Here is a 19,582-nt window from a genome sequence, read left to right as displayed (position 1 = left end):
GAAAAAACAGCGACAGCAGCCCGTCTCAGGCCAGTTCCTCGAGAGTAAGCGTCCGGGAGGTCTCTACCCACGCCAGCGGATTCTCGGCGTCATAGAAGACGACGCCGTCTTCGGTCTCGTAGGACTCGATCGTTGCGGTCCCCGCGGGTTCACTACTCGGTTCGCGCTGATCCGTCACGTCGTCGTTCATATGGGTGGACACATCGGTCACCTGAATCTATGCTATGTGTTACCAATTTATATGTCTTGCTGCTTCCGCAAACGTGGGCGCTGCACTCCCGACGTCGGGCAGTCGTCCGACGAGTCGAGCGTCGTCACTGGGGACCACTCCAGACGGAGGGGTTTTTATCCGGCGACTGCAAAACCCGGTATCATGACTGAGGCGGGCCAGACCGGACTCGCGGAGTTCGGCGGCGACTCCGACGGGACCGACGACCGGCCGACGGAAGAGGCGGTAGCCGTCGCCGGCAACGGCGGCTCGAACGCTGCGGAGGTGATCGATGTCGTCGAGGAGACGCTCCCCGAATCGACGGGCCAACTCGAGCTTGCCGTGATGCAGGTCGATTACACGATCGCCGGCTACGGCGACGAGGAGCGACCGATCATGCACGTCTTCGGACGAACACCCGAGGGCGAGTTAGAGCACGTACAGATCGTCGGCTTCAAACCCTACTTCTACGCGCCGACGGAGAGCCTCGAGCGACCGCCCGAGGAGCAGTACGAGCGACTCACGGGCAGCGCGGAGTACGACGAGGACGGCGAACCCTACGAGAGCATCCGGGGCGAGAGCCTCACCAAGATCTTCGGCCAGACGCCCCGAGATGTCGGGAAAGTGCGCGACGAGTTCGAGCACTACGAGGCCGACATCCTGTTCCCGAACCGGTTCCTGATCGACAAGGACGTCCGCAGCGGGATCAGGGTCCCCGAACGCCGCGCCGACGACGACTCGCTGGTCGTCCCCCACGACGAGGTCGAGGCGGCCGACGTGCAGGCCGACCCGCGCGTCAACACCTTCGACATCGAGGTCGACGATCGCTCGGGATTCCCCGAGGACGGCGAGGAGCCGATCGTCTGTCTCACCAGCCACGACTCCTATCGCGACGAGTACGTCATGTGGCTCTACGAGGCCCCGATCGGCGACGGCGAGATTCCAACCGAGATCACGGCGTACGAACCCATCGAGGGCGAAATCGACCACGAAGTGCGGTGTTTCGCGGAGGAAGAAGCGATGCTCGAGGCCTTCATCGAGTACGTCGAGGAAACCGACCCCGACGTCCTCACGGGCTGGAACTTCGAGGACTTCGACGCGCCGTACTTCCTCGACCGCCTCGAGGAGCTCGCGGGTCCCCACCACGAGTACGACCTCTCGATCGACCGGCTCTCGCGGGTCGACGAGGTCTGGCGCAGCAACTGGGGCGGCCCCGACATCAAGGGCCGGATCGTCTTCGACCTGCTCTATGGCTACCAGCGGATGGTCTTCTCCGAACTGGACTCCTACCGGCTCGACGCCGTCGGCGAGGAGGAGTTGGGCGTGGGCAAGGAACGCTACGCCGGCGACATCGGCGACCTCTGGGAAGACGACCCCACGCAGCTACTCGAGTACAACCTGCGGGACGTCGAACTCTGCGTCGAACTCGACCGCCAGCAGGAGATCATCACGTTCTGGGACGAGGTGCGCTCGTTCGTCGGCTGCAAACTCGAAGACGCGCCGACGCCGGGCGACGCGGTCGACATGTACGTCCTCCACGAGGCCTACGGGCGGTTCGCGCTGCCATCGAAGGGCCAGCAGGAGGCCGGCGAGGAGTACGAGGGCGGGGCGGTGTTCGAGCCGATCACGGGCGTCAAGGAGAACGTGACCGTGCTCGACCTGAAGTCGCTGTACCCGATGTGTATGACGACGATCAACGCCTCGCCGGAGACGCGGGTCGATCCCGACGAATATGACGGTGAGACCTACGTCGCACCGGTCGGAGACGATGGGATCCACTTCCGCAAGGAGCCCGACGGCGTCATGCGCGAGATGATCACCGAACTGCTCGCCGAGCGCGAGGAGAAGAAGGAACTGCGAAACGAGCACGAACCCGGGAGCCTCGAGTACGAGCAGTACGACCGCCAACAGGGCGCGGTGAAGGTCATCATGAACTGCTTTACGCCGGATACGGAGGTTTTGACCCCTAGTGGCGTGCGCGAGATCACCGATCTCGAGATCGGCGACGAAGTGTATTCGCTCGATCCGGAGACGGAAGAACTGGAAATCAAGTCGATCGTCGAAACCCACGACTATCCCGACTACGACGGCGGTCTGATCGATATCGAGACGAGCAAGATAGACTTCCGCGTCACGCCGAATCACCGCATGCTCGTCCGAAAGAACGAGACAAACGGGATCACGGAAGACGAGTACAGCTTTGTCGAGGCCGGAAACCTCGACCGAGCGACGAACTATGAGCTCCCTCACGGGTGGGCGGGCCCCGACGGAGACAAGCTCGAGGAGGTCGATCTCACGGAACTGATCGACGGCGAATACGAAGTGTGGGTCAGGCCGTCCGTTCACGGCCGTACGTTCACGGCGGAATTGGGCTGGACGCCGCGTCGCGTACCGAAAGCTGATGTCGGCAAAACGGGGTACGTCTTCACGGACGAGGAGTTCGAGGACCACCGTGAGTACATCGAAGCGGTCTGTGAGATGAGTTTCATTCACCGGGAATCCGGCCGGAAATGGATTCCCCGGACCTACGATGGAGACGATTTCCTCGACCTGCTTGCATGGTTCGTAACGGAAGGAAATATCTATACGTCCGAAGACAAGCAGTTCGGCGAGAATTTCCGCGGTTCGGCAACGACGGTAAACCTGGCACAGGACAAACTGCCGGTTGCCGACGGCGGCGTCGACCACCACGCGACGATCGGCGAATTGCTCGATGACATGGATTTCGACTACTACGTCGATGATCGATGTTACACGGTCACATCGAAACTCCTCGGTGATCTATTGACGTCGCACTGTGGCGACGGCAGTTTCGAGAAGCGAATCCCCGAGTTTGTCTTCGAGTGCAGCAGCCAACAGAAACGACGGTTCCTCGAGGTACTCATCGACGGCGATGGCGATCGGCAGGTCAACTCCTGGCGGTATACTACCTCGAGCGACCGGCTTCGGGACGACATCCTCCGTCTCTGTGCACATCTCGGCGTAACAGCAAACTACAATCGTGATAGCGGCTCGTGGCGAATCTACGTCACTGAGGGCTCGAAAAACACGCTTCGAATGCACCGAAGTGCGTCTCGAAGTACTGCTGACGACGGTGTTTGCTGCGTTACCGTCGAGGACAACCATACGCTACTCGCCGGCCGAAACGGGAAGTTCCAGTTCGTCGGTCAATCGCTGTACGGCGTCTCGGGTTGGGAGCGGTTCCGCCTGTACGACAAGGAAGCAGCATCTGCCATCACTGCCACTGGTCGCGAAGTCATCGAGTTTACCGAGACCGCTGCTAACGAGGAAGGCTACGAGGTTACCTACGGTGACACCGACAGCGTCATGCTCGAACTCGGTACCGACGTATCGAAAGCGGAAGCTATCGAAACGTCGTTCGACCTCGAAGACCACATCAACGGTCGGTACGACGATTTTGCGCGCGAAGAACTAGGTGCCGAGTTCCACCGCTTCCAGATCGAGTTCGAGAAGCTCTACCGGCGGTTCTTCCAAGCGGGCAAGAAGAAACGCTACGCGGGCCACATCACCTGGAAGGAGGGCAAGGACGTCAACGACGTCGACATCGTCGGCTTCGAGTACCAGCGTTCGGACATCGCGCCGATCACCAAGGAGGTCCAGCATCGGGTCATCGAGATGATCGTCCGCGAGGGCGACATCGAAGGCGCGAAGGAGTACGTCAACGGCGTCATCGAGGACGTACTGGCCGGCGAGATCTCCCTCGAGGAGATCGCGATTCCGGGCGGGATCGGCAAACGGCTGGACAACTACGACACCGACACGGCACAGGTCAGGGGTGCGAAGTACGCCAACCTCCTGCTCGGAACCAACTTCCAGCGCGGGAGCAAGCCAAAACGGCTCTACCTCGACCGCGTCGATCCGTCCTTCTTCGAACGGCTCGAGGCCGAGGAAGGGTTCGACGCCCGCACTGATCCCCGCTACGGCGCGTTCAAACGCGACCCTGACGTCATCTGTTTCGAGTACGAGGACCAGATCCCCGAGGCGTTCGAGGTCGACTACGAGAAGATGCTCGAGAAGACGCTGCAGGGACCGATCGAACGGATCCTCGAGGCGTTGGATATCTCCTGGGAGGAGGTCAAGAGCGGGCAGGAACAGACCGGGCTCGATCAATACTGGTAACGCGACTCGGCGCGCTTTGCGTTGCTTTCGGACCGTAGCCGCGACGACGGCGAAAAAACGAGCGGCCTCAGCGTGGCGTCAGTCGTCGCCCGGTTCGGCTGCGGGCCGGTCGGGGCTGCGACGGACGGTCTGAATGTTGTTGTACCCCAATCTGACGAGTGCGAGCGCCAGGCCGACGAGAACCAGTCCGAGCACCATCTGTACGCCCGACGAGATCATCGCCTCGAGGGACCCCGCTTCGCCCTGGAGCAGGTTCAGATAGAGGTTCTCGTAGAACACCAGGATCAGTAGCCCGAGGACGGTGATCGTGACCATGATCGCCATCGGAACCCCGGTGGAGACGAGCTGTTTGTTGTCGTCCCAGTTTGCCAGCCAGACGGTCGCGGTAAGCAGCGCCAGCGCCGCGAGCAGCTGGTTCGCGCCGCCGAAGAGCTGCCAGAGGACGACCCACTGACCGGAGACGACGAGCAGGTACGCGGGGACGATCTGTACGATCGGGTTCGTGTATCGACCGCGTGCGATCGAGCGCGGATCGAGGTTCAGCCCCGTATCGGTCCGGCCCGCGGGCGTGCCGACGATCTCTTCCATCATGTAGCGGCCGAGCCGAACGGCCGTGTCCGTCGACGTGAGCAGGAAGCTACACAGAACCAGCGCCATGAACACGGCACCGACGGTCTGGGGAATCCCGAAGCTCGTGAGGATGATACCGCCGCCCGAAGCGAAATTCGGGAGGGCAGCGCCGATACCGCCCGCGACATCGGGGGCACCCCACACCGCGAGCGTCGAGAGAGCGACCGCGGCGAGCAGACCCTCCCCGAGCATCCCGCCGTAGCCGATCAAGCGGGCGTCGGTCTCGTTGTCGAGTTGCTTGGCGGTCGTCCCCGACGACACCAGCGAGTGGAACCCGCTAATCGTCCCGCAGGCGATCGTGATGAACAGCAGCGGGAACAACGGTGCGTAGCCGGCCGCTTCGACGCCCCAGAACCCTTCGAACGCACCGATCGTGCTGTCGATGACGAGTGGTTCCGACGAGGTGCCGAGGAACGTCCCGACGACGATGGCGACGGTCGCGCCACCGACACCGGTGTACAGCAGGAACGACGAGAGGTAGTCTCGAGGTTGAAGCAACACCCAGACCGGGAGTGCGCTTGCGATCGCAGCGTAGACCAGCACGAACGGGATCCAGCCTGCGGTGTTACCGCCTCCCACCGCCTCGAGTGCGGCTGCACCCGGCATCACACTCCCGTCACCGCTGAGCAACACGATCGTCCCGGCGGGGTAGTCGCCGGCGAACAGCGCCAGCGGATACTGGAGTCCCACCCAGACAGCAGCGAAGACCCCCACCACGAAGACGATCGTTCCTGGGATGAACGGGCCGTTGAACTGGTAGAGGTAGACGCCGAAGACCAACGCCAGGAGGATGTAGATGGTCGACGCCGTTACCACCTGTGGATACGCGTGGAAAACGATCGCGACCACCAACGCGAACACGGCCACGACGAGCATGATCGTCAGGAACGCGAACCACAACAGCATGTTTTTGCCGCTCTCTCCGACGTATTCGCCGATCATGTAGCCGATCGACTTCCCCTCGTGACGGAGGCTGCCCGAGAGCGACACGAAGTCGTGAACCGCCCCCATCAACGGATTTCCCAGTGCGATCCACAGCAACGCCGGCACCCATCCCCAGATGGCACCGGCCGTGATCGGTCCGACGATCGGGGCTCCACCCGCGATACTCGAGTAGTGGTGGCCCAGCAACACCGGTTTCTTCGATGGGACGTACTCCTGTCCGTCCTCGTATTTGTGTGCCGGCGTCTCCGCCTCCTCATCGAGTTCGACGAATCGCGTGAGATATCGCGAGTACCCCACGTAGCCGGCTGTGAACGTCACCAGTACCGCCGCGATGATCCAGATTACCTGTGTCATGGTGCGTCTACACAAACAGACGGACGGCGATGACCTTAATCTTTATTTATCACTATCGAATCCTTTCAGTCAGGTTCTTTATAGCAAACAGCATAATTACACCGCTTCACTGGTGTGATACGATTGTTTGAAAATCGACAATAATTTCTTCGGCGTTGGTATTATGGTCTAAAGTATGGTTTCCCTGCCAAGGTTCGACCGACACGCAGGGACACCACGGGAGCAGCCGAATTCGTCCGACCGACCACACCACGGCTGTGCGATCGGCTGGCATTCGTCGTTCTCGCTGGATCGCACGGCGGTGCTGAGTACTACTCGAGGGCGACTTCGAGCGCGTCCATCGTCCGTTCGACGCGGTCGACGCGTGCGTTGTGTCCCATGTGACCGATCCGGAGTACGTCCTCGGCGAGATCGTCGAGGCCCGTCGCGAGGACGATCTCGTGCTCGTCGACCAGCGTTTCCTGGAGGTGTTCCGCTCGACCGGGGACCTCGAGAGCGGTCACGGTCGGAGACGCCACCGACTCGTCGGGATAGAGCGCCAGCCCCAACTCGGCGGCGCGGGCCCGACAGCGCGTTGCGGCCTCCTCGTGGCGTGCGTAGACGGATTCGAGGCCCTCATCGAGTAGCAGGTCGACCGCCGTCTCGAGGCCGTAGAGGTTCGCAGACAGGTGCGTGTAGGGGAACCACTCCTCGTCGGCAGCGTCGCGCCAGGGCTCGAGATCGGTGTACAGGCTCTCCGTTTCGACGGACTCGATTCGTTCCCAGGCGCGGTCGCTGACCGAGCAGACTGTCAGTCCCGGCGGCGCACTGAAACACTTCTGTGAGGCCCCCAAGCAGACGTCGATCCGGTCGGTCGGCACTGGAACGCCGCCGAGCGAGGAGACTGCGTCCACGACGGTGACGACGTCGTGGGCCTCGAGTCGCTCGAGGACCGGTTCGATATCGTTCAGCACGCCCGTCGGCGTCTCGCAGTGAACCATCGTTGCGACGTCGAACGAGTTCGTCTCGAGTTCGGATTCGATCGCCTCGAGATCGAGCGGTTCCCGCCACGAGGAGGCACAGACGACCGCTTCTCCGCCGTACATTTCGACGAAGTCGGCGAACCCCTCGCCGTAGAGCCCGTTCGCGATACACAGCACCCGATCGCCCGGTTCGACCAGCGACGCGATGGCCGCTTCGAGCCCGAGGATCCCCTCGCCGCCGAGGACGACGACGTCGTCGTCGCCGTAGATCGCCCCGAGTTCGTCGGTCAGATCGCGGTAGAACGCGAAGAACTCGGACTCGACGTCCGGATTCGGCGTCGGTTCGCTCATCCGCTCGCGGACGGCTGTGGGGACCTCCGTCGGGCCGGGAGTCATCCGCAGTCGGTCGTCTGTCATACGGGGAATACCGGCACGTTCGGCCATAAAACGCTCGAGACGATTGCCGGAATCGGACATCCAGCACTCGATCGCGGTCCAGCCGAGGAACGGGTACGATGTAGCGTCTCAGTTCGGCGGTGCCGGCAGCGTAAACGAGACCGTCGTTCCCTCTCCCGGCGTGGATTCGACCCAGATGTCCCCGCCGTGTCGTTCGACGATCCGTTCGCAGAGCGCGAGGCCGATGCCGGTTCCGGCGTGGTCCTCGTACCCGTGGAGCCGGTGGAACACCTCGAAGATGCGCTCCTGTGCGCCCGGCTCGATACCGATCCCGTTGTCGTCGACCGAGACGGTCCAGTCCGTTCCGTTCCGTTCGGCGGAGACGTGGATTCGCGGGGGCTCCTCGCCGCTGTACTCGACCGCGTTCGACAGCAAGTTCTGGAACACCTGACGCAACTGTCCCTCGTCACCCTCGACTCGAGGAAGCGGCTCCGCCGTGATCTCCGCGTCGCAGCCCTCGATCTTCATCTGGAGGTTCTTGCGAGCGTCCTCGAGAACTGCCTCGAGGTCGACCGGTTCGAGGTCGTCACCGCGCGTCTCGACGCGTGAGTACTCGAGCAGCCCGTTGATCATCTCGCGCATGCGATCGGCCCCGTCGACGGCAAACGCCAGGAACTCCTCGCCGTCCGCATCGAGGTCGTCGCCGTACCGGCGCTCGATCAGTTGCAGGTAACTCGAGACCATCCGCAGGGGCTCCTGGAGGTCGTGGGAGGCCGCGTAGGCGAACTGCTCCAGGCGCTCGTTCGATTCCTCGAGGTCCCCGACCAGGTCCTCGAGTTCCGCCTGGTACTGTCCGCGCTCGATCGCTTCGGCGAGGACGTTCGCGACGCTCTGGACGAAGGTGACGTCCTCCTCGGTGAACGACCTGTTGTCGGTGTCGTGTGTCCCCAGAATCCCCCACGGCTCGTCGACGGGGCCGATGATAGTACTGATGCCGCTGTGGACGTCGTGGCTCGTCAGCAACGCCGGGCCACTGAACCGGTCGTCCGTCCCGAGGTCGTCGACGACGACCGGCTGATCGGTCTCGAGGGTGTACGCGGCCTGGGACGCCGATTCGACGGCCGATACCGTCTCCGTCCCGACGAGCCCGTCCCGCCAGCCGACCCCCTGACGGAGGACGAGCCGCTCGCCGGCGTCGTCGAGATCGAGGACCTTGCAGTAGTCGGTATCCAGAACGCCCGCCACCTGCCGCGTCGCTTCTGCCATGAGCTCGTCGAGGTCGTTCGTCTCGAGAGCGAGTTGCCCGAGTTCGGCGACGACGCATTGTTGCTGGGCGCGTTGCTGGAGTTCGTGCTCGCGGGCCACGCGCTCGGAGATATCCCGACCGACCCCTGCTAACACCGATTCGCCGTCGGGCGTCTCGAGGCTCGAAGCCACGAACTCGTACGGAATCGCCTCGCCGTCGCTGGTTCGAAGTGCCGTTTCGAGCTGGAGGCTTCCGGTCTCGAACCCCTCCCGTATCGCGTCCTCGATCACCGCGTGATTGTGCTCCTCGACGAACTCCACGGCAGTCATCGAGGCGATCTCGTCGTCCGAGTAGCCGGTCACCTCACAGGCGGTTTCGTTCCACCGCTGAAACGTCCCGTCGGGCTCGAGCACGTAAAACACGTCGCGAACGGCGTTCAAGACGTCGTCAGTGTACTCCCGATAGTGCTCGAGGCGTTCGTTCGACTTCGCGAGTTGAGTGTTCGTGTCTTCGAGTCGGGCGATCGTTTCCTCGAGTTCGGATCGCGCGGCCTCGAGTTCGCGGTTGCGCTGCTCGAGTTCCCGGGTTCGCGTTTTGGCCTCCGCGTCGTAGATCCCGGCTCCGAGGCCGGCGACGCTCCCGAGGGCCGTCAGGATGAGGATCGTCGACGGACTGTCGACGATCTCCCCGGGCTGGAGACTGTAGAGGACGAGAACGCCGAGAATGACGCCGAGGCCACCGAGACACCAGCCCGCGATGGCTGCGTAGAATTCCGTTCGGATATCGAAGGAGAGCAATCGATAGCCGACGACGAGGAGGACGACTCCAGGGCCAGCGATGAGCACTGACGTGATGAAGACGTTTCCGAACGGTATCCCCGACGTGATTCGCACGACGGCCCGTGCTGTGGCGACTGCGACATACATCGCGCCGAGTGCGACAATGATGTGGCGCCCTCCCAGCACAGAGAGCGCACGATTCCAGGGACCCACTAGTCGTAGTCAGGGGACCGTCAGCATGAGGGTTGTGCCGTCGTGTCGACCAGGATCGCACACCGGCGGCTGTGAGTGTTGTGACGCTCTCGTCGAACGTCGGTTCCCGGATTTCGCGACGGACATCTCGAGCAGCGTGGGAAACCGGTATCAGTCGGGTCGTCGTTGGTCCCATCGAGTCGCGCTATGACGGACCGCACGCCACGACACGCCACGGGTGAGGGGCGGCTTTCACATCCCCTCTTCACCGTGCTGTACGATCGATTCATGCCGGATCGGTTTCTGATCGGTCCCCATCGCGAGTATCTCGCGGCCGACCTCTCCGGGCGCGTCCTCGACCTCGGTGCGGGAAACGGCGCGATGTTTCCGTACGCGGCCGACGCCGGCGACGACCTCGAGTACCACGCGGTCGAACCGGATCCGAATAGGCGACAGCGCGCCGTCCGGAAAGCGTCGCAGACTGGCCTGCGCGTTCACCTGCGCGACGCCCGCGGCGAATCGCTCCCCTACGCGGCCGACAGCTTCGATGTCGTCCTCTCGGGAGCGGCCTTCTGTACCATCGACGACCCCGACGCCGCCCTGGACGAGGTGGCTCGCGTCCTGCGGTCCGGGGGCGAACTGCGCTTCCTCGAGCACGTCCGCAACGACGGCTGGCGCGCCCGAGCGCAGGATCGACTCACGCCGCTGTGGGAACGCGCCGCCGGCGGCTGTCAGTTGAACCGCGAGACGATCGAGCGGTTCGTCGGGCACGACGCCCTGGACGTCCTCGAGATCGAACGGACCGGAATCGGGCTGTTTCCGGCGACCCCGGTCCTCCGCGGGCGACTCCGGCGGCGGACCGAGTGAGCCGCGAGGGGCTGGTGTGTCTCGGGGATTCGCGTTCCTCGTGCGTGGCTCGAGGAGGTTCTCACGGACCGACCGTCACCGAATCGTCCGCGGAATCCGCTCGATGACGTCGGTCGCGACGACGCCAGGTCCGTACTCCGCCGTCGCGAGTTCGCCGGTCTTGCCGAGGAGCCACGCACCGAGTTCGGCGGCCTCGCGGCGCTCCATCCCCTGCCCGAGCAGCGACGCCACGATGCCGGCCATCGTATCCCCGGTCCCCGCGACGCTCCCGCCGACGATCCCGACGCGGCCGTTGTCGTGTCCGCTCTCCTCGGTAACGTTCAAGAGCGTTTGCTGGAGCCGTGCCATACGTTCCGTCCCGAGCGACGCCGTGTAGACGTTTGGCAGGCGAGTTCCGATCCCAGACGACGCCCGTTCCCGGCGTGTGCGACGAAAACACATAGTACGACGCCGTCGTAGTCCCGGTCGACCATGTTCGAGGACAGAACCGACGCCGGCGAACGCCTCGCAGCGGCCCTCGAGGACCGCGACCTCGAGGCCGACATCGTCTTCGGGATTCCCCGCGGCGCGTTACCGGTCGCCCGGCCGGTCGCCGACGTGCTCGACGCGACGCTCGACGTCGTCGTCGCACGGAAGATGGGTGCGCCGAAGAATCCGGAGGTCGCCCTCGGTGCGGTCGCCAGCGACGGCAGCGTCTGGTACAACGACGAGTTGATCGACCGACTGAACGTCTCCGAGTCCGTCCTCGAGGAGATCCGAACCGAGGAAGCGGAAAACGCGCGTCGAAAGGCGGATCGCTATCGCGACGGGACCGGCATGCCTGATCTCCGTGGACGACGAGTCGTGGTGGTCGACGACGGGGTCGCGACCGGCGCGACGGCGACGGCCTGCCTCCGACAGGTTCGGGAGGCCGGGGCGGAACGAGTCGTGCTGGCCGTCCCCGTCGGCTCTCCGCGGTCGACCGAGGCCCTCGAGGAGGAGGCCGACGCGGTGATCGCACTCGAGACGCCCGCCGACTTCCGAGCCGTCGGCCAGTACTACCGGGATTTCGGCCAGGTGAGCGACGAAGCCGCCCTCGAGTACCTCACCCAGTAGCTGTCGCTCGAGCGGTCGGGGCCCAGACCACGCCGTCCAGTACTGTACCGCACCGGCCCCCGGCGTCGATCAGGGATCGATCGACGCCGAGGGTCGGTTTCCTGAAAGCAGTTACCGCCACTCCTCGAGCGAGACGGCATCTCCCTCGGTCATGGCGATCCACCCGTCGTCCCGTGCGATATCCGCGATGACGAGGTGTGGGGAACCGTCGATCTCGTCGACCGCTGTGACGACATCAGCTGTATCGTCCGATCGGCTTCCGATCGACTCTGCTTCAGGCACCATGAGCGGGGATAGTACGATTATAACTATGAATGTGTCGATATAGTACGAATCGGTGTTTGAACATCCGGCATAATGCGCCGAGATTTTGCATTACTGGAATTAAAATGCGCTAAAGTTAGACGCGCCTGCAGAGTCTCGGCGGCAGACCCTCGATCCCGTTGGATGCGACCCACCGAATCGCACAGGACAGCGAACTTTTTACTAGACCGTCCCTCGATGGCTTCGCTCACCCGGTCGACCTCGGTAACACGTCGCCCCCTCGAGGGGCGGCCCTAGAACGGACTTTCGGGGCCGTCGGTCGTCGCCTCGCCCCGGTCGCCGTTCTCACCGAGCCACTCGAGGGCCGTCTCGACGTCGTGCGTGGGCGGCGAACACGTCCGGTCACGGCAGACGTACAGCGTCGGCTCGCCGTCCCGCGCTTCTCGACCCGCCCAGATCGCGGGTGCGTCTTCGAGCGCCAGTCGATCGAGCCACCCCTCGAGCGCGCCCTCGGTCGGCGGTCGCAGCGCGAAGAGCCGATCGGGAAGATACCGCGACGCGAACCGGTCGCGCCACTCCTCGGGGAACTCGTCGGCGGCCACGGTCACTTCGAGCGCGCCCGACGCGAGCCGGTCGGCCCCGAGACAGAGCGTCGCGTGTTCCAGTGGGCTCGCCTCGATCTCGTTTGCGTGCGTCTCGAGGACGGTCGCGGCGATCCCCTCGAACGCCTCGTCGGCGAATGCCTCGAGTGCGAGCAGCGTTTCGACCGCCACGCCGGTCGCCGACGGCGTCGACTGATCGCCCAGTTCCTGTGGCCGGGTCACGAGCGATTCGCCGCTCTCGGGCGTGAAGTAGAGCGTTCCCCGGTCCGCGTCCCAGAACTCGGTCTCGATGACGCGCGCCAGCTCGAGCGCGACGGCGAGGTGGTCGACCTCGCCGGTCGCCTGGTAGCAATCCAGTGCGCCCCGCGCGAGGAAGGCGTAGTCCTCGAGGTAGCCGTCGATCTTGACGTCCCCGTCTTTGTATCGCCGCGAGAGCCGCTTTTCCTCGTCGTCCCAGAGTTTCTCGCGGACGAACTCGAGGGCGTCGACGGCGGTCTCGGCGTACGCGTCCTCGCCGAGGACCAGCGCCGCTTGGGCGTACGTCGAGATCATGAGCCCGTTCCAGCCCGCGAGCACCTTCTCGTCGCGGGCGGGCCGGGGCCGCTGCTGGCGAGCCTCGAACAGCTGCTGGCGGGCCGACTCGAGTCGTTTCAGGATCTCGCTCTCCTCGAGATCGAACTGGCTGGCGAGTTCCGATACCCTCGCCACCCGGTTGGGCTGATTTCGACCCTCGAAGTTCCCCGATTCCGTAACGTCGTAGCGTTCACAGAAGAGCTCGGCGTCGGTTTCGTTCTCGAGGACAGCACGGACCTCCGCGGGGGTCCAGACGTAGAACGCACCCTCCTCGCGCTCGCCGGTCTCGGGCGATTCGCTCTGCGCGTCGAGCGTACTGAAGAAGCCGCCTTCCTCGTGGGTCAGTTCCCGGTCGACGAACTCGAGGGTCTCCGCGACGACCGTCGCGTAGCGGTCCTCGCCGGTCAGCTGGTAGCCGGCGAGGAACGCGCGGGGGATCTCGGCGTTGTCGTAGAGCATCTTCTCGAAGTGTGGGACCGTCCAGTCCCGATCGACGCAGTAGCGGTGGAAGCCGCCGCCGACGTGGTCGTAGAGCCCGCCCGCTGCCATCGCGTCGAGGGTTTCCTCGAGCACCTCGAGATACTCTTCCCGTCCGGTTCGATCGGACGCTCTGGCGAGAACGCGCAACCGCGAGGGCTGTGGGAACTTCGGTCCCCCCGAGCCGAAGCCACCGTACTGGCGGTCGGCGCTTCGCAGGATCGCGTCCGCGGCCGTCTCGAGGACGTCGCTCGAGGGCGGTGCTGGAGACCCGCCGGCTTCTGCCCCGGCGGCCGCTGGAGTCTCCTCGAGTTGATCCCTCGCCGCGTCGGTCCACTGCTGGGCGCGGTTCTCCATCTCGGCGCGGTCGTCCTCGCTCTCCCAGGAGTCGCTGATGCGCTCACAGAGCTCGAGGAAGCCGGGCTGGCCGCGCTGGCCCTCTTTCGGGAAGTAGGTCCCGACGAAGAAGGGCTTGCCCTCGGGGGTGAGCCACGCCGACAGCGGCCAGCCGCCCCGGCCGGAGACGAGTTGACAGACGGTCATGTAGATGCTGTCGATGTCCGGGCGTTCCTCGCGGTCGACCTTGATCGGGACGAAGTTCTCGTTGAGCACGTCGGCGACCGCTTCGTCTTCGAAGCTTTCCTCTTCCATCACGTGACACCAGTGACACGCCGAGTAGCCGATCGAGAGGAAGATCGGCACGTCGCGTTCCGTGGCGGCCTCGAGTGCCTTCTCGTCCCAGGGCTGCCAGTTGACGGGGTTGTCCGCGTGCTGGCGCAGGTAGGGACTCTCCTCGTCCTCGAGCCGGTTCCGTGACGTCGGGGTTGTCATGAACGCATCTACGGGCGGCGGTTGTAAAAGACCGCTGTCCGTGCCCGTTCCGACCGCAGCGGCGGTCGATCGAAGGGAGTTATCTACCATTCGTTGACGTGCAACGCACGTCTCCGTTCGCGCACGAGGCGTAACGGGTTCTTCTGTAGCTGGATTCCGTATCTTCCCCCACCACACGTATCTCTCAACGACCAATTTGAGGCGTTCGTTGTGGTGTCTCAACGATTACCATGACTAAGGCGACGAATCGCAGTCGACGGATACCAGCGATCGGATGTGTCGGTTACCTGTTTTTACGAATACGAAACGATCGTGCCACTATAAGCATATCAATATTGACATCCCTGATGCAGTGCAGCATGGACACAGAGGGGGATAATGATGGCACCCGACGAAGAGAGAACCGAAGAATCGTTCGATAACCCACTGAACAAGCGGTTCGATTTCGAGCGGCGACCGCTCTTGAAAGTGTTGAGCGCAGGGACCATGCTTTCGCTTGGCAGCAACACGGCGATTGCCTCCGGTGACGAATCCAATGGCCCGGACGACGAAGCGACGAGTTCTCGACGGATCGATCCCCAGTACGGCTTCGCGACACCGGATGCCACGGCGGTCCCCGAGAACCTAGAGCCCGATCACGTAGTCGAACTCCACACGGACGAACCGGACGACCCGAACGATCCGGACCGAACGCCCTTCTTCCACTTCGATCCAAGCGGCATCCACGTGAACGCTGGCGACGTCGTGCAGTTCACTCCCGAAAGTCCCGATCACACGATTACGGCGTATCATCCCGGAATGGGCTTCCAACAGCGAGTGCCTGACGGGGTGCCGCCGTTCTCGTCACCCGTTCTCAGCATCGATAGCGCATGGCTCTACGAGTTCACCGAAGCGGGTGTGTACGACTTGTACTGTGGTCCACACCACGTTCTCGGAATGAGCATGCGGATTATCGTCGGTGACCTCACGGAGGAGGACATCCCCGACTACGAGGACACCTTCGAAGGGAGTCAGGATCCGCCGCTCCTCGCCCCGTTTAGCAGAGGGTTCCTCGAGCACGAACTCAACGAGACGAACGACGCGAACGAGGGCTGTGAGTGGTCGTGGCTCACACCACAAGAGATTCTCGACGCAGACGTGCTCGACCCGGAAACGATTCAAGACCGGGGGACAGTGCCGTTTAGGGACGTGCTCGCCGATATCGATCGCTTTGCTGATGAAACCGCGTAGCATGACGACGCCGATGAAGCGGCGGCGACTCTCCATTTCTGTTAGGACTCACCTGCCGAACGATCGTCTCGACTCCGCGGACGACGGCATGCCGGCGAGTGGCCGATACTGACCCCTCACGTCCGGTTATCGGTGGAAGATTCGCGAGAGCCGTACCGAAGAACGAAAAATCGATTCCGTCACTCGAGTCCTACTGCAGTTCCTCGGTGAGCAGCCGCCGGAGCACGAGGTGGAGGACGCCCCCGTTCTCGACGTACTCGACCGCGGCGGGCGTGGCGACCTGTGCGGTCACGTCGAACTCGGTGGTCGAGCCGTCGTCGGCCTCCGCGGTCACGGTCAGTTCGGCGTTGGGTTCGAGCCCGTCCGCGAGCCCCTCGATGGTGAAGTGCTCGGAGCCGTCGAGCCCGAGTTCCTCCCAGCCGTCGCCATCCTGGAACTGCAGGGGCAGGACACCCATGCCGATCAGGTTGTCGCGGTAGATGCGCTCGTAGCTCTGGCCGATCGTCGCGCGGATGCCGAGCAGATCGGTCCCCTTGGCCGCCCAGTCGCGACTCGAGCCGGTTCCCAGTTCCTCGCCGGCCATGACGATCAGCGGCGTGTCCTCCTCGCGGTAGCGCTCGCTGGCCTCGAAGACGGTGGTCTCTTCGCCCGTCGGGTGGTGAATCGTGTACCCGCCCTCGACACCGTCGAGCATCTCGTTTTCGATGCGGACGTTCGCGAACGTCCCGCGCATCATGACCTCGTGATTCCCTCGGCGGGAGCCGTAGGTGTTGAACTCGTGGGGCTCGACGCCGCGTTCTTTCAGCCACTGGCCGGCAGGCAGGTCCTCGCTGAACTGGCCGGCCGGACTGATGTGGTCGGTCGTCACCGTATCGCCCAGCGTCAGCAGACAGCGTGCGTCGTCGACGTTCTCGACGCCGGGCTTCTCGAGCGGGAAGTCCTGGAAGAACGGCGGCTCGCGGATGTAGGTCGACTCGGAGTCCCAGTCGTAGACCTCGCCGGTCGGGGCCTCGAGCGCGTCCCACCGGTCGTCGCCGTCGTAGACCTGCGAGTATTTTTCCTCGAAGAGTTCGGGCGAGACGCTGCCGTGGATCGCCTCGTGGATCTCGTCGCTGTCGGGCCAGATGTCCTCGAGGAAGACCGGCTCGCCATCGTCGTCGGTACCGATGGGCTCCTCCTCGAGGTCGATGTCGATGTGTCCGGCGAGGCCGTAGGCGACGACCAGCGGCGGACTCGCGAGATAGTTCGCCTGGATCTTCGGGTGAATGCGGGCCTCGAAGTTACGGTTGCCCGAGAGGACGCTCGTCGTCCAGAGATCGTGTTCGTCGATCGCGGCCTCGATCGCGTCCGGCAGCGGCCCGGAGTTGCCGATACAGGTCGTACAGCCGTAGCCGACGACGTGGTAGCCAAGCTCCTCGAGGGGCTCGAGGAGGTCGGCCTGTTTCAGATACTCGGTGACGACGCGGCTGCCCGGCGCGAGCGAAGTCTTGACGTACTCGGGGACGTCGAGTCCGGCCTCGACGGCGTTTTGGGCGAGCAAGCCGGCCGCCATCATCACCGACGGGTTCGAAGTGTTCGTACAAGAGGTGATCGCGCTGACGACGATGCTGCCGTGCCCGATCTCGACCTCCGAGCCGTCCTCGAGTTCGATGGGGACGCGTTCCTCGAGTCCGAGCCCGGGTTCGACGGCCGCGGAGCCCTCCGCGCCGGCGTCCGCTTCGACGCCGCCACCGTCACCGATAGCGGGTTCGCCGCCCTGACCGAGAACGCCTTCGTCTTGCAACAGCGTCGCGAAGTGCTCGTCCAGATCTCCCATCGGGATCCGGGAGTGGGGCTTCTTGTGACCCGCGAGGCTGGGTTCGACGTCGCCGAGGTCGAACTCGACGGTCTCGGTGTACTCCGGTTCCTGCTCGCCGAACAGGCCCTGGGCCTCGAGGTACTCGTGAACGAGGTCGATGTGGTCCTCGTCGCGACCCGTCAGTTCGAGGTAGTCGAGGGTCTTCTCGTCGACGGGGAACATGCTGATCGTCGATCCCTGTTCGGGAGCCATGTTCGAGATGGTCGCGCGGTCGGCGACGGAGAGCTCCGCGACGCCGGGGCCGAAGAACTCGACGAACTTGTCGACGACGCCCACCTGTCGGAGCTGCTCGGTGATGTGGAGGACGAGGTCGGTCGCGGTCGCGCCCTCGGGGAGTTCCCCGGAGAGGCGCACGCCGACGACCTCGGGGAGGCTCATCGTGATCGGCTGGCCGAGCAACGCGGCCTCGGCCTCGATCCCGCCGACGCCCCAGCCGACGACGCCGATGCCGCCGATCATCGGCGTGTGGCTGTCCGTCCCGACGAGCGTATCGGGCAGGAGCCACTGGTCGCCGTCGTCGTCCGCACGTGCGTGGACGACCCGTCCCAGGTGCTCCAAGTTGACCTGATGGACGATCCCCGTCCCCGGCGGGACGACGTTGAACTCGTCGAAGGCCTGCTGGGCCCACTTGATCGACCGATAGCGCTCCTCGTTGCGCTCGTACTCGAGTTCGACGTTCCGTTCGTAGGCCTCGTCGTTGCCGAAGTAATCGACCTGTACGCTGTGGTCGATCACGAGGTCACAGGGGACCTCGGGTTCGACGACGGTGGGATCGACGCCTTTGCGGTCGGCTGCCGACCGCAGCGCCGCGAGGTCCACGACCGCGGGGACGCCGGTCAGGTCCTGCAAAACGACGCGCGAGGGCTGGAACGGGACCTCCACGTCGGGGACCTCGGGCTGCCACGACGCCGCGTTACGGATGTCCTCGGCGTCGATGTGCTCGCCGTCCGCGTTCCGGACGACCGACTCGAGGAGCACTCGGATACTCACGGGAAGTTTCTCGAGATCGCAGAGTCCTCGATCCTCGAGGACCGTGAGATCGGCCATCTTGTACGTCTCGTTGCCGTGTTCGAACTCCCGGATCGCATCCGAGAAGTCGTCGGGTGCCATGCCTCGAGTTAGAGGCCCGTGAATTTGAATCCGTCGAGAATTGCAAGTATTCCCCACTGAACCCAACATTTGTCGGTGTGTGCTGTGGTGTCAACGCTGTCACCGTGGAAAAAACGCGACTGAACGACGACTGGGGAGCCGGACTGACCGTCACCGCACCGTCGTCACGTCGGTTGGATGCTCGGTGCGTCAGTTGCCGCCGTCGGTGGTGTTGCCGCCACCACCGCCGCCGCCGTTCGCACCGGCACCGTTGCCGCCGTTTTCTTCTTCGGTATCTTCTTCCTCTCCGTTGCCGTTGCCGTTAGCGGTCGCACCGGGAGTAACCTCGACCAGGCCAATCGGAGATTCGCGGAACTCTCCGTCTTCGCCCATCGTTCCGCTGTCACCGGAACTGAGGCTGAGGTCCTCCGTGAACAGGAAGCCCCACGTCGGGGCGTCCACGCCGAGGTCGTAGCTAATGACGTACGCCTCCCAGTCGTCCGGATCGTCGAACACGTCGTCCGCCGACCCGGAAGCCTCGAGCAGATCCTCTTTCGTCGAGGTGTTCAGCGCCGAGACGACCTCGAAGTCGACGCCGGGCATGTAGTCGTCGCTGTACACGAGCACCGTGCCGTCTTCCTGGGCGGCAGCAGTTCCTGTCGCGCCTGCGCCGAGGGCGAGTCCCGCCGTCGCGAGCGCTCCTTTCTTCATGAACGAGCGTCTCGAGTCGTCGAATAGTCCAGTATTGTCTTCTGTCATGTCTCTCACTTGAGTCCCCTCCTTCGGGGGCAGACGACCCTTGACCCAATTTTCGCATAAGTCAACGCCATTGTTTCACCGTCTA

At 64.0% G+C, this 19,582-nt stretch carries 12 protein-coding genes and 1 pseudogene; 4 read left to right on the top strand and 9 right to left on the bottom strand.

The genetic code is table 11. The annotated features are described in order from the left end of the window. Positions 1 to 25: 25 nt before the first annotated feature. On the bottom strand, positions 26 to 190 hold the full coding sequence (locus tag CP557_RS22420; protein ID WP_169924337.1) for a DUF7331 family protein: 165 nt from the start codon (positions 188 to 190) through the stop codon (positions 26 to 28). A 183-nt stretch (positions 191 to 373) separates the two neighbouring features. Here CP557_RS22420 and CP557_RS04395 point away from each other — a divergent pair, with 183 nt between their 5' ends. After that, positions 374 to 4,348, top strand: coding sequence for a DNA polymerase domain-containing protein (locus CP557_RS04395; RefSeq protein WP_097378786.1), 3,975 nt, complete (start codon positions 374 to 376; stop codon positions 4,346 to 4,348). Positions 4,349 to 4,426: 78 nt separating this feature from the next. On the opposite strand, the gene CP557_RS04390 is transcribed toward CP557_RS04395, so the two are convergent. The 3 genes from CP557_RS04390 to CP557_RS04380 all read right to left on the bottom strand — a co-directional run bounded on the left by CP557_RS04390 (position 4,427) and on the right by CP557_RS04380 (position 9,873). Continuing rightward, positions 4,427 to 6,277, bottom strand: coding sequence for a carbon starvation CstA family protein (locus CP557_RS04390; RefSeq protein WP_097378785.1), 1,851 nt, complete (start codon positions 6,275 to 6,277; stop codon positions 4,427 to 4,429). A 311-nt stretch (positions 6,278 to 6,588) separates the two neighbouring features. Next, entirely contained in the window at positions 6,589 to 7,656 is a 1,068-nt protein-coding gene (locus CP557_RS04385; RefSeq protein ID WP_211290173.1) for a pyridoxal-phosphate-dependent aminotransferase family protein, read from the bottom strand. 108 nt (positions 7,657 to 7,764) lie between these two features. Then, the gene (locus CP557_RS04380; protein WP_342746466.1) at positions 7,765 to 9,873 is read right to left on the bottom strand and encodes an ATP-binding protein; all 2,109 of its coding nucleotides are present in this window, start codon (positions 9,871 to 9,873) and stop codon (positions 7,765 to 7,767) included. Between the two features lie 186 nt (positions 9,874 to 10,059). Between CP557_RS04380 and CP557_RS04375 the strand changes: the two genes are divergently transcribed. Further along, positions 10,060 to 10,719, top strand: a complete 660-nt coding sequence (locus CP557_RS04375) for a class I SAM-dependent methyltransferase (protein WP_097378783.1) — start codon at positions 10,060 to 10,062, stop codon at positions 10,717 to 10,719. A 75-nt stretch (positions 10,720 to 10,794) separates the two neighbouring features. On the opposite strand, the pseudogene CP557_RS04370 reads toward CP557_RS04375, so the two are convergent. Then, positions 10,795 to 10,986, bottom strand: a pseudogene (locus CP557_RS04370) (NAD(P)H-hydrate dehydratase); the annotation flags it as partial. A gap of 204 nt (positions 10,987 to 11,190) precedes the next feature. Between CP557_RS04370 and CP557_RS04365 the strand changes: the two are divergent. Next, positions 11,191 to 11,814, top strand: a complete 624-nt coding sequence (locus tag CP557_RS04365; RefSeq protein ID WP_097378782.1) for a phosphoribosyltransferase — start codon at positions 11,191 to 11,193, stop codon at positions 11,812 to 11,814. 111 nt (positions 11,815 to 11,925) lie between these two features. Here the strand turns inward: CP557_RS04365 and CP557_RS22415 are convergent, their stop codons facing one another. After that, a complete protein-coding gene (locus tag CP557_RS22415) occupies positions 11,926 to 12,099 on the bottom strand; it encodes a DUF7556 family protein (RefSeq protein WP_169924336.1) in 174 nt (57 codons plus the stop codon). 272 nt (positions 12,100 to 12,371) lie between these two features. After that, on the bottom strand, positions 12,372 to 14,561 hold the full coding sequence (locus tag CP557_RS04360) for a thioredoxin domain-containing protein (protein WP_097378781.1): 2,190 nt from the start codon (positions 14,559 to 14,561) through the stop codon (positions 12,372 to 12,374). A gap of 381 nt (positions 14,562 to 14,942) precedes the next feature. Between CP557_RS04360 and CP557_RS04355 the strand changes: the two genes are divergently transcribed. Then, positions 14,943 to 15,791, top strand: a complete 849-nt coding sequence (locus CP557_RS04355; RefSeq protein ID WP_245852901.1) for a cupredoxin domain-containing protein — start codon at positions 14,943 to 14,945, stop codon at positions 15,789 to 15,791. A gap of 190 nt (positions 15,792 to 15,981) precedes the next feature. Here the strand turns inward: CP557_RS04355 and acnA are convergent, their stop codons facing one another. Next, on the bottom strand, positions 15,982 to 18,759 hold the full coding sequence (acnA, locus tag CP557_RS04350) for an aconitate hydratase AcnA (protein ID WP_097378779.1): 2,778 nt from the start codon (positions 18,757 to 18,759) through the stop codon (positions 15,982 to 15,984). 189 nt (positions 18,760 to 18,948) lie between these two features. Further along, entirely contained in the window at positions 18,949 to 19,449 is a 501-nt protein-coding gene (locus CP557_RS04345; RefSeq protein ID WP_245852899.1) for a calcium-binding protein, read from the bottom strand. Positions 19,450 to 19,582 lie beyond the last annotated feature (133 nt).

Origin of the sequence: Natrinema ejinorense (assembly GCF_002494345.1) — an archaeon.
GTDB lineage: Archaea > Halobacteriota > Halobacteria > Halobacteriales > Natrialbaceae > Natrinema > Natrinema longum.
The sequence above is the reverse complement of the archived record's forward strand: the minus strand, read 5'-3'. Positions and strand labels throughout refer to the sequence as shown.

Excerpts from the sequence above, each read along its gene's own strand:
- CP557_RS22420 (WP_169924337.1), bottom strand. The coding sequence starts at position 190 with ATGAACGACGACGTGACGGATCAGCGCGAACCGAGTAGTGAACCCGCG.
- CP557_RS04395 (WP_097378786.1), top strand. The coding sequence starts at position 374 with ATGACTGAGGCGGGCCAGACCGGACTCGCGGAGTTCGGCGGCGACTCC.
- CP557_RS04390 (WP_097378785.1), bottom strand. The coding sequence starts at position 6,277 with ATGACACAGGTAATCTGGATCATCGCGGCGGTACTGGTGACGTTCACA.
- CP557_RS04385 (WP_211290173.1), bottom strand. The coding sequence starts at position 7,656 with ATGACAGACGACCGACTGCGGATGACTCCCGGCCCGACGGAGGTCCCC.
- CP557_RS04375 (WP_097378783.1), top strand. The coding sequence starts at position 10,060 with ATGACGGACCGCACGCCACGACACGCCACGGGTGAGGGGCGGCTTTCA.
- CP557_RS04365 (WP_097378782.1), top strand. The coding sequence starts at position 11,191 with ATGTTCGAGGACAGAACCGACGCCGGCGAACGCCTCGCAGCGGCCCTC.
- CP557_RS22415 (WP_169924336.1), bottom strand. The coding sequence starts at position 12,099 with ATGGTGCCTGAAGCAGAGTCGATCGGAAGCCGATCGGACGATACAGCT.
- CP557_RS04360 (WP_097378781.1), bottom strand. The coding sequence starts at position 14,561 with ATGACAACCCCGACGTCACGGAACCGGCTCGAGGACGAGGAGAGTCCC.
- CP557_RS04355 (WP_245852901.1), top strand. The coding sequence starts at position 14,943 with ATGGCACCCGACGAAGAGAGAACCGAAGAATCGTTCGATAACCCACTG.
- acnA (WP_097378779.1), bottom strand. The coding sequence starts at position 18,759 with ATGGCACCCGACGACTTCTCGGATGCGATCCGGGAGTTCGAACACGGC.
- CP557_RS04345 (WP_245852899.1), bottom strand. The coding sequence starts at position 19,449 with ATGAAGAAAGGAGCGCTCGCGACGGCGGGACTCGCCCTCGGCGCAGGC.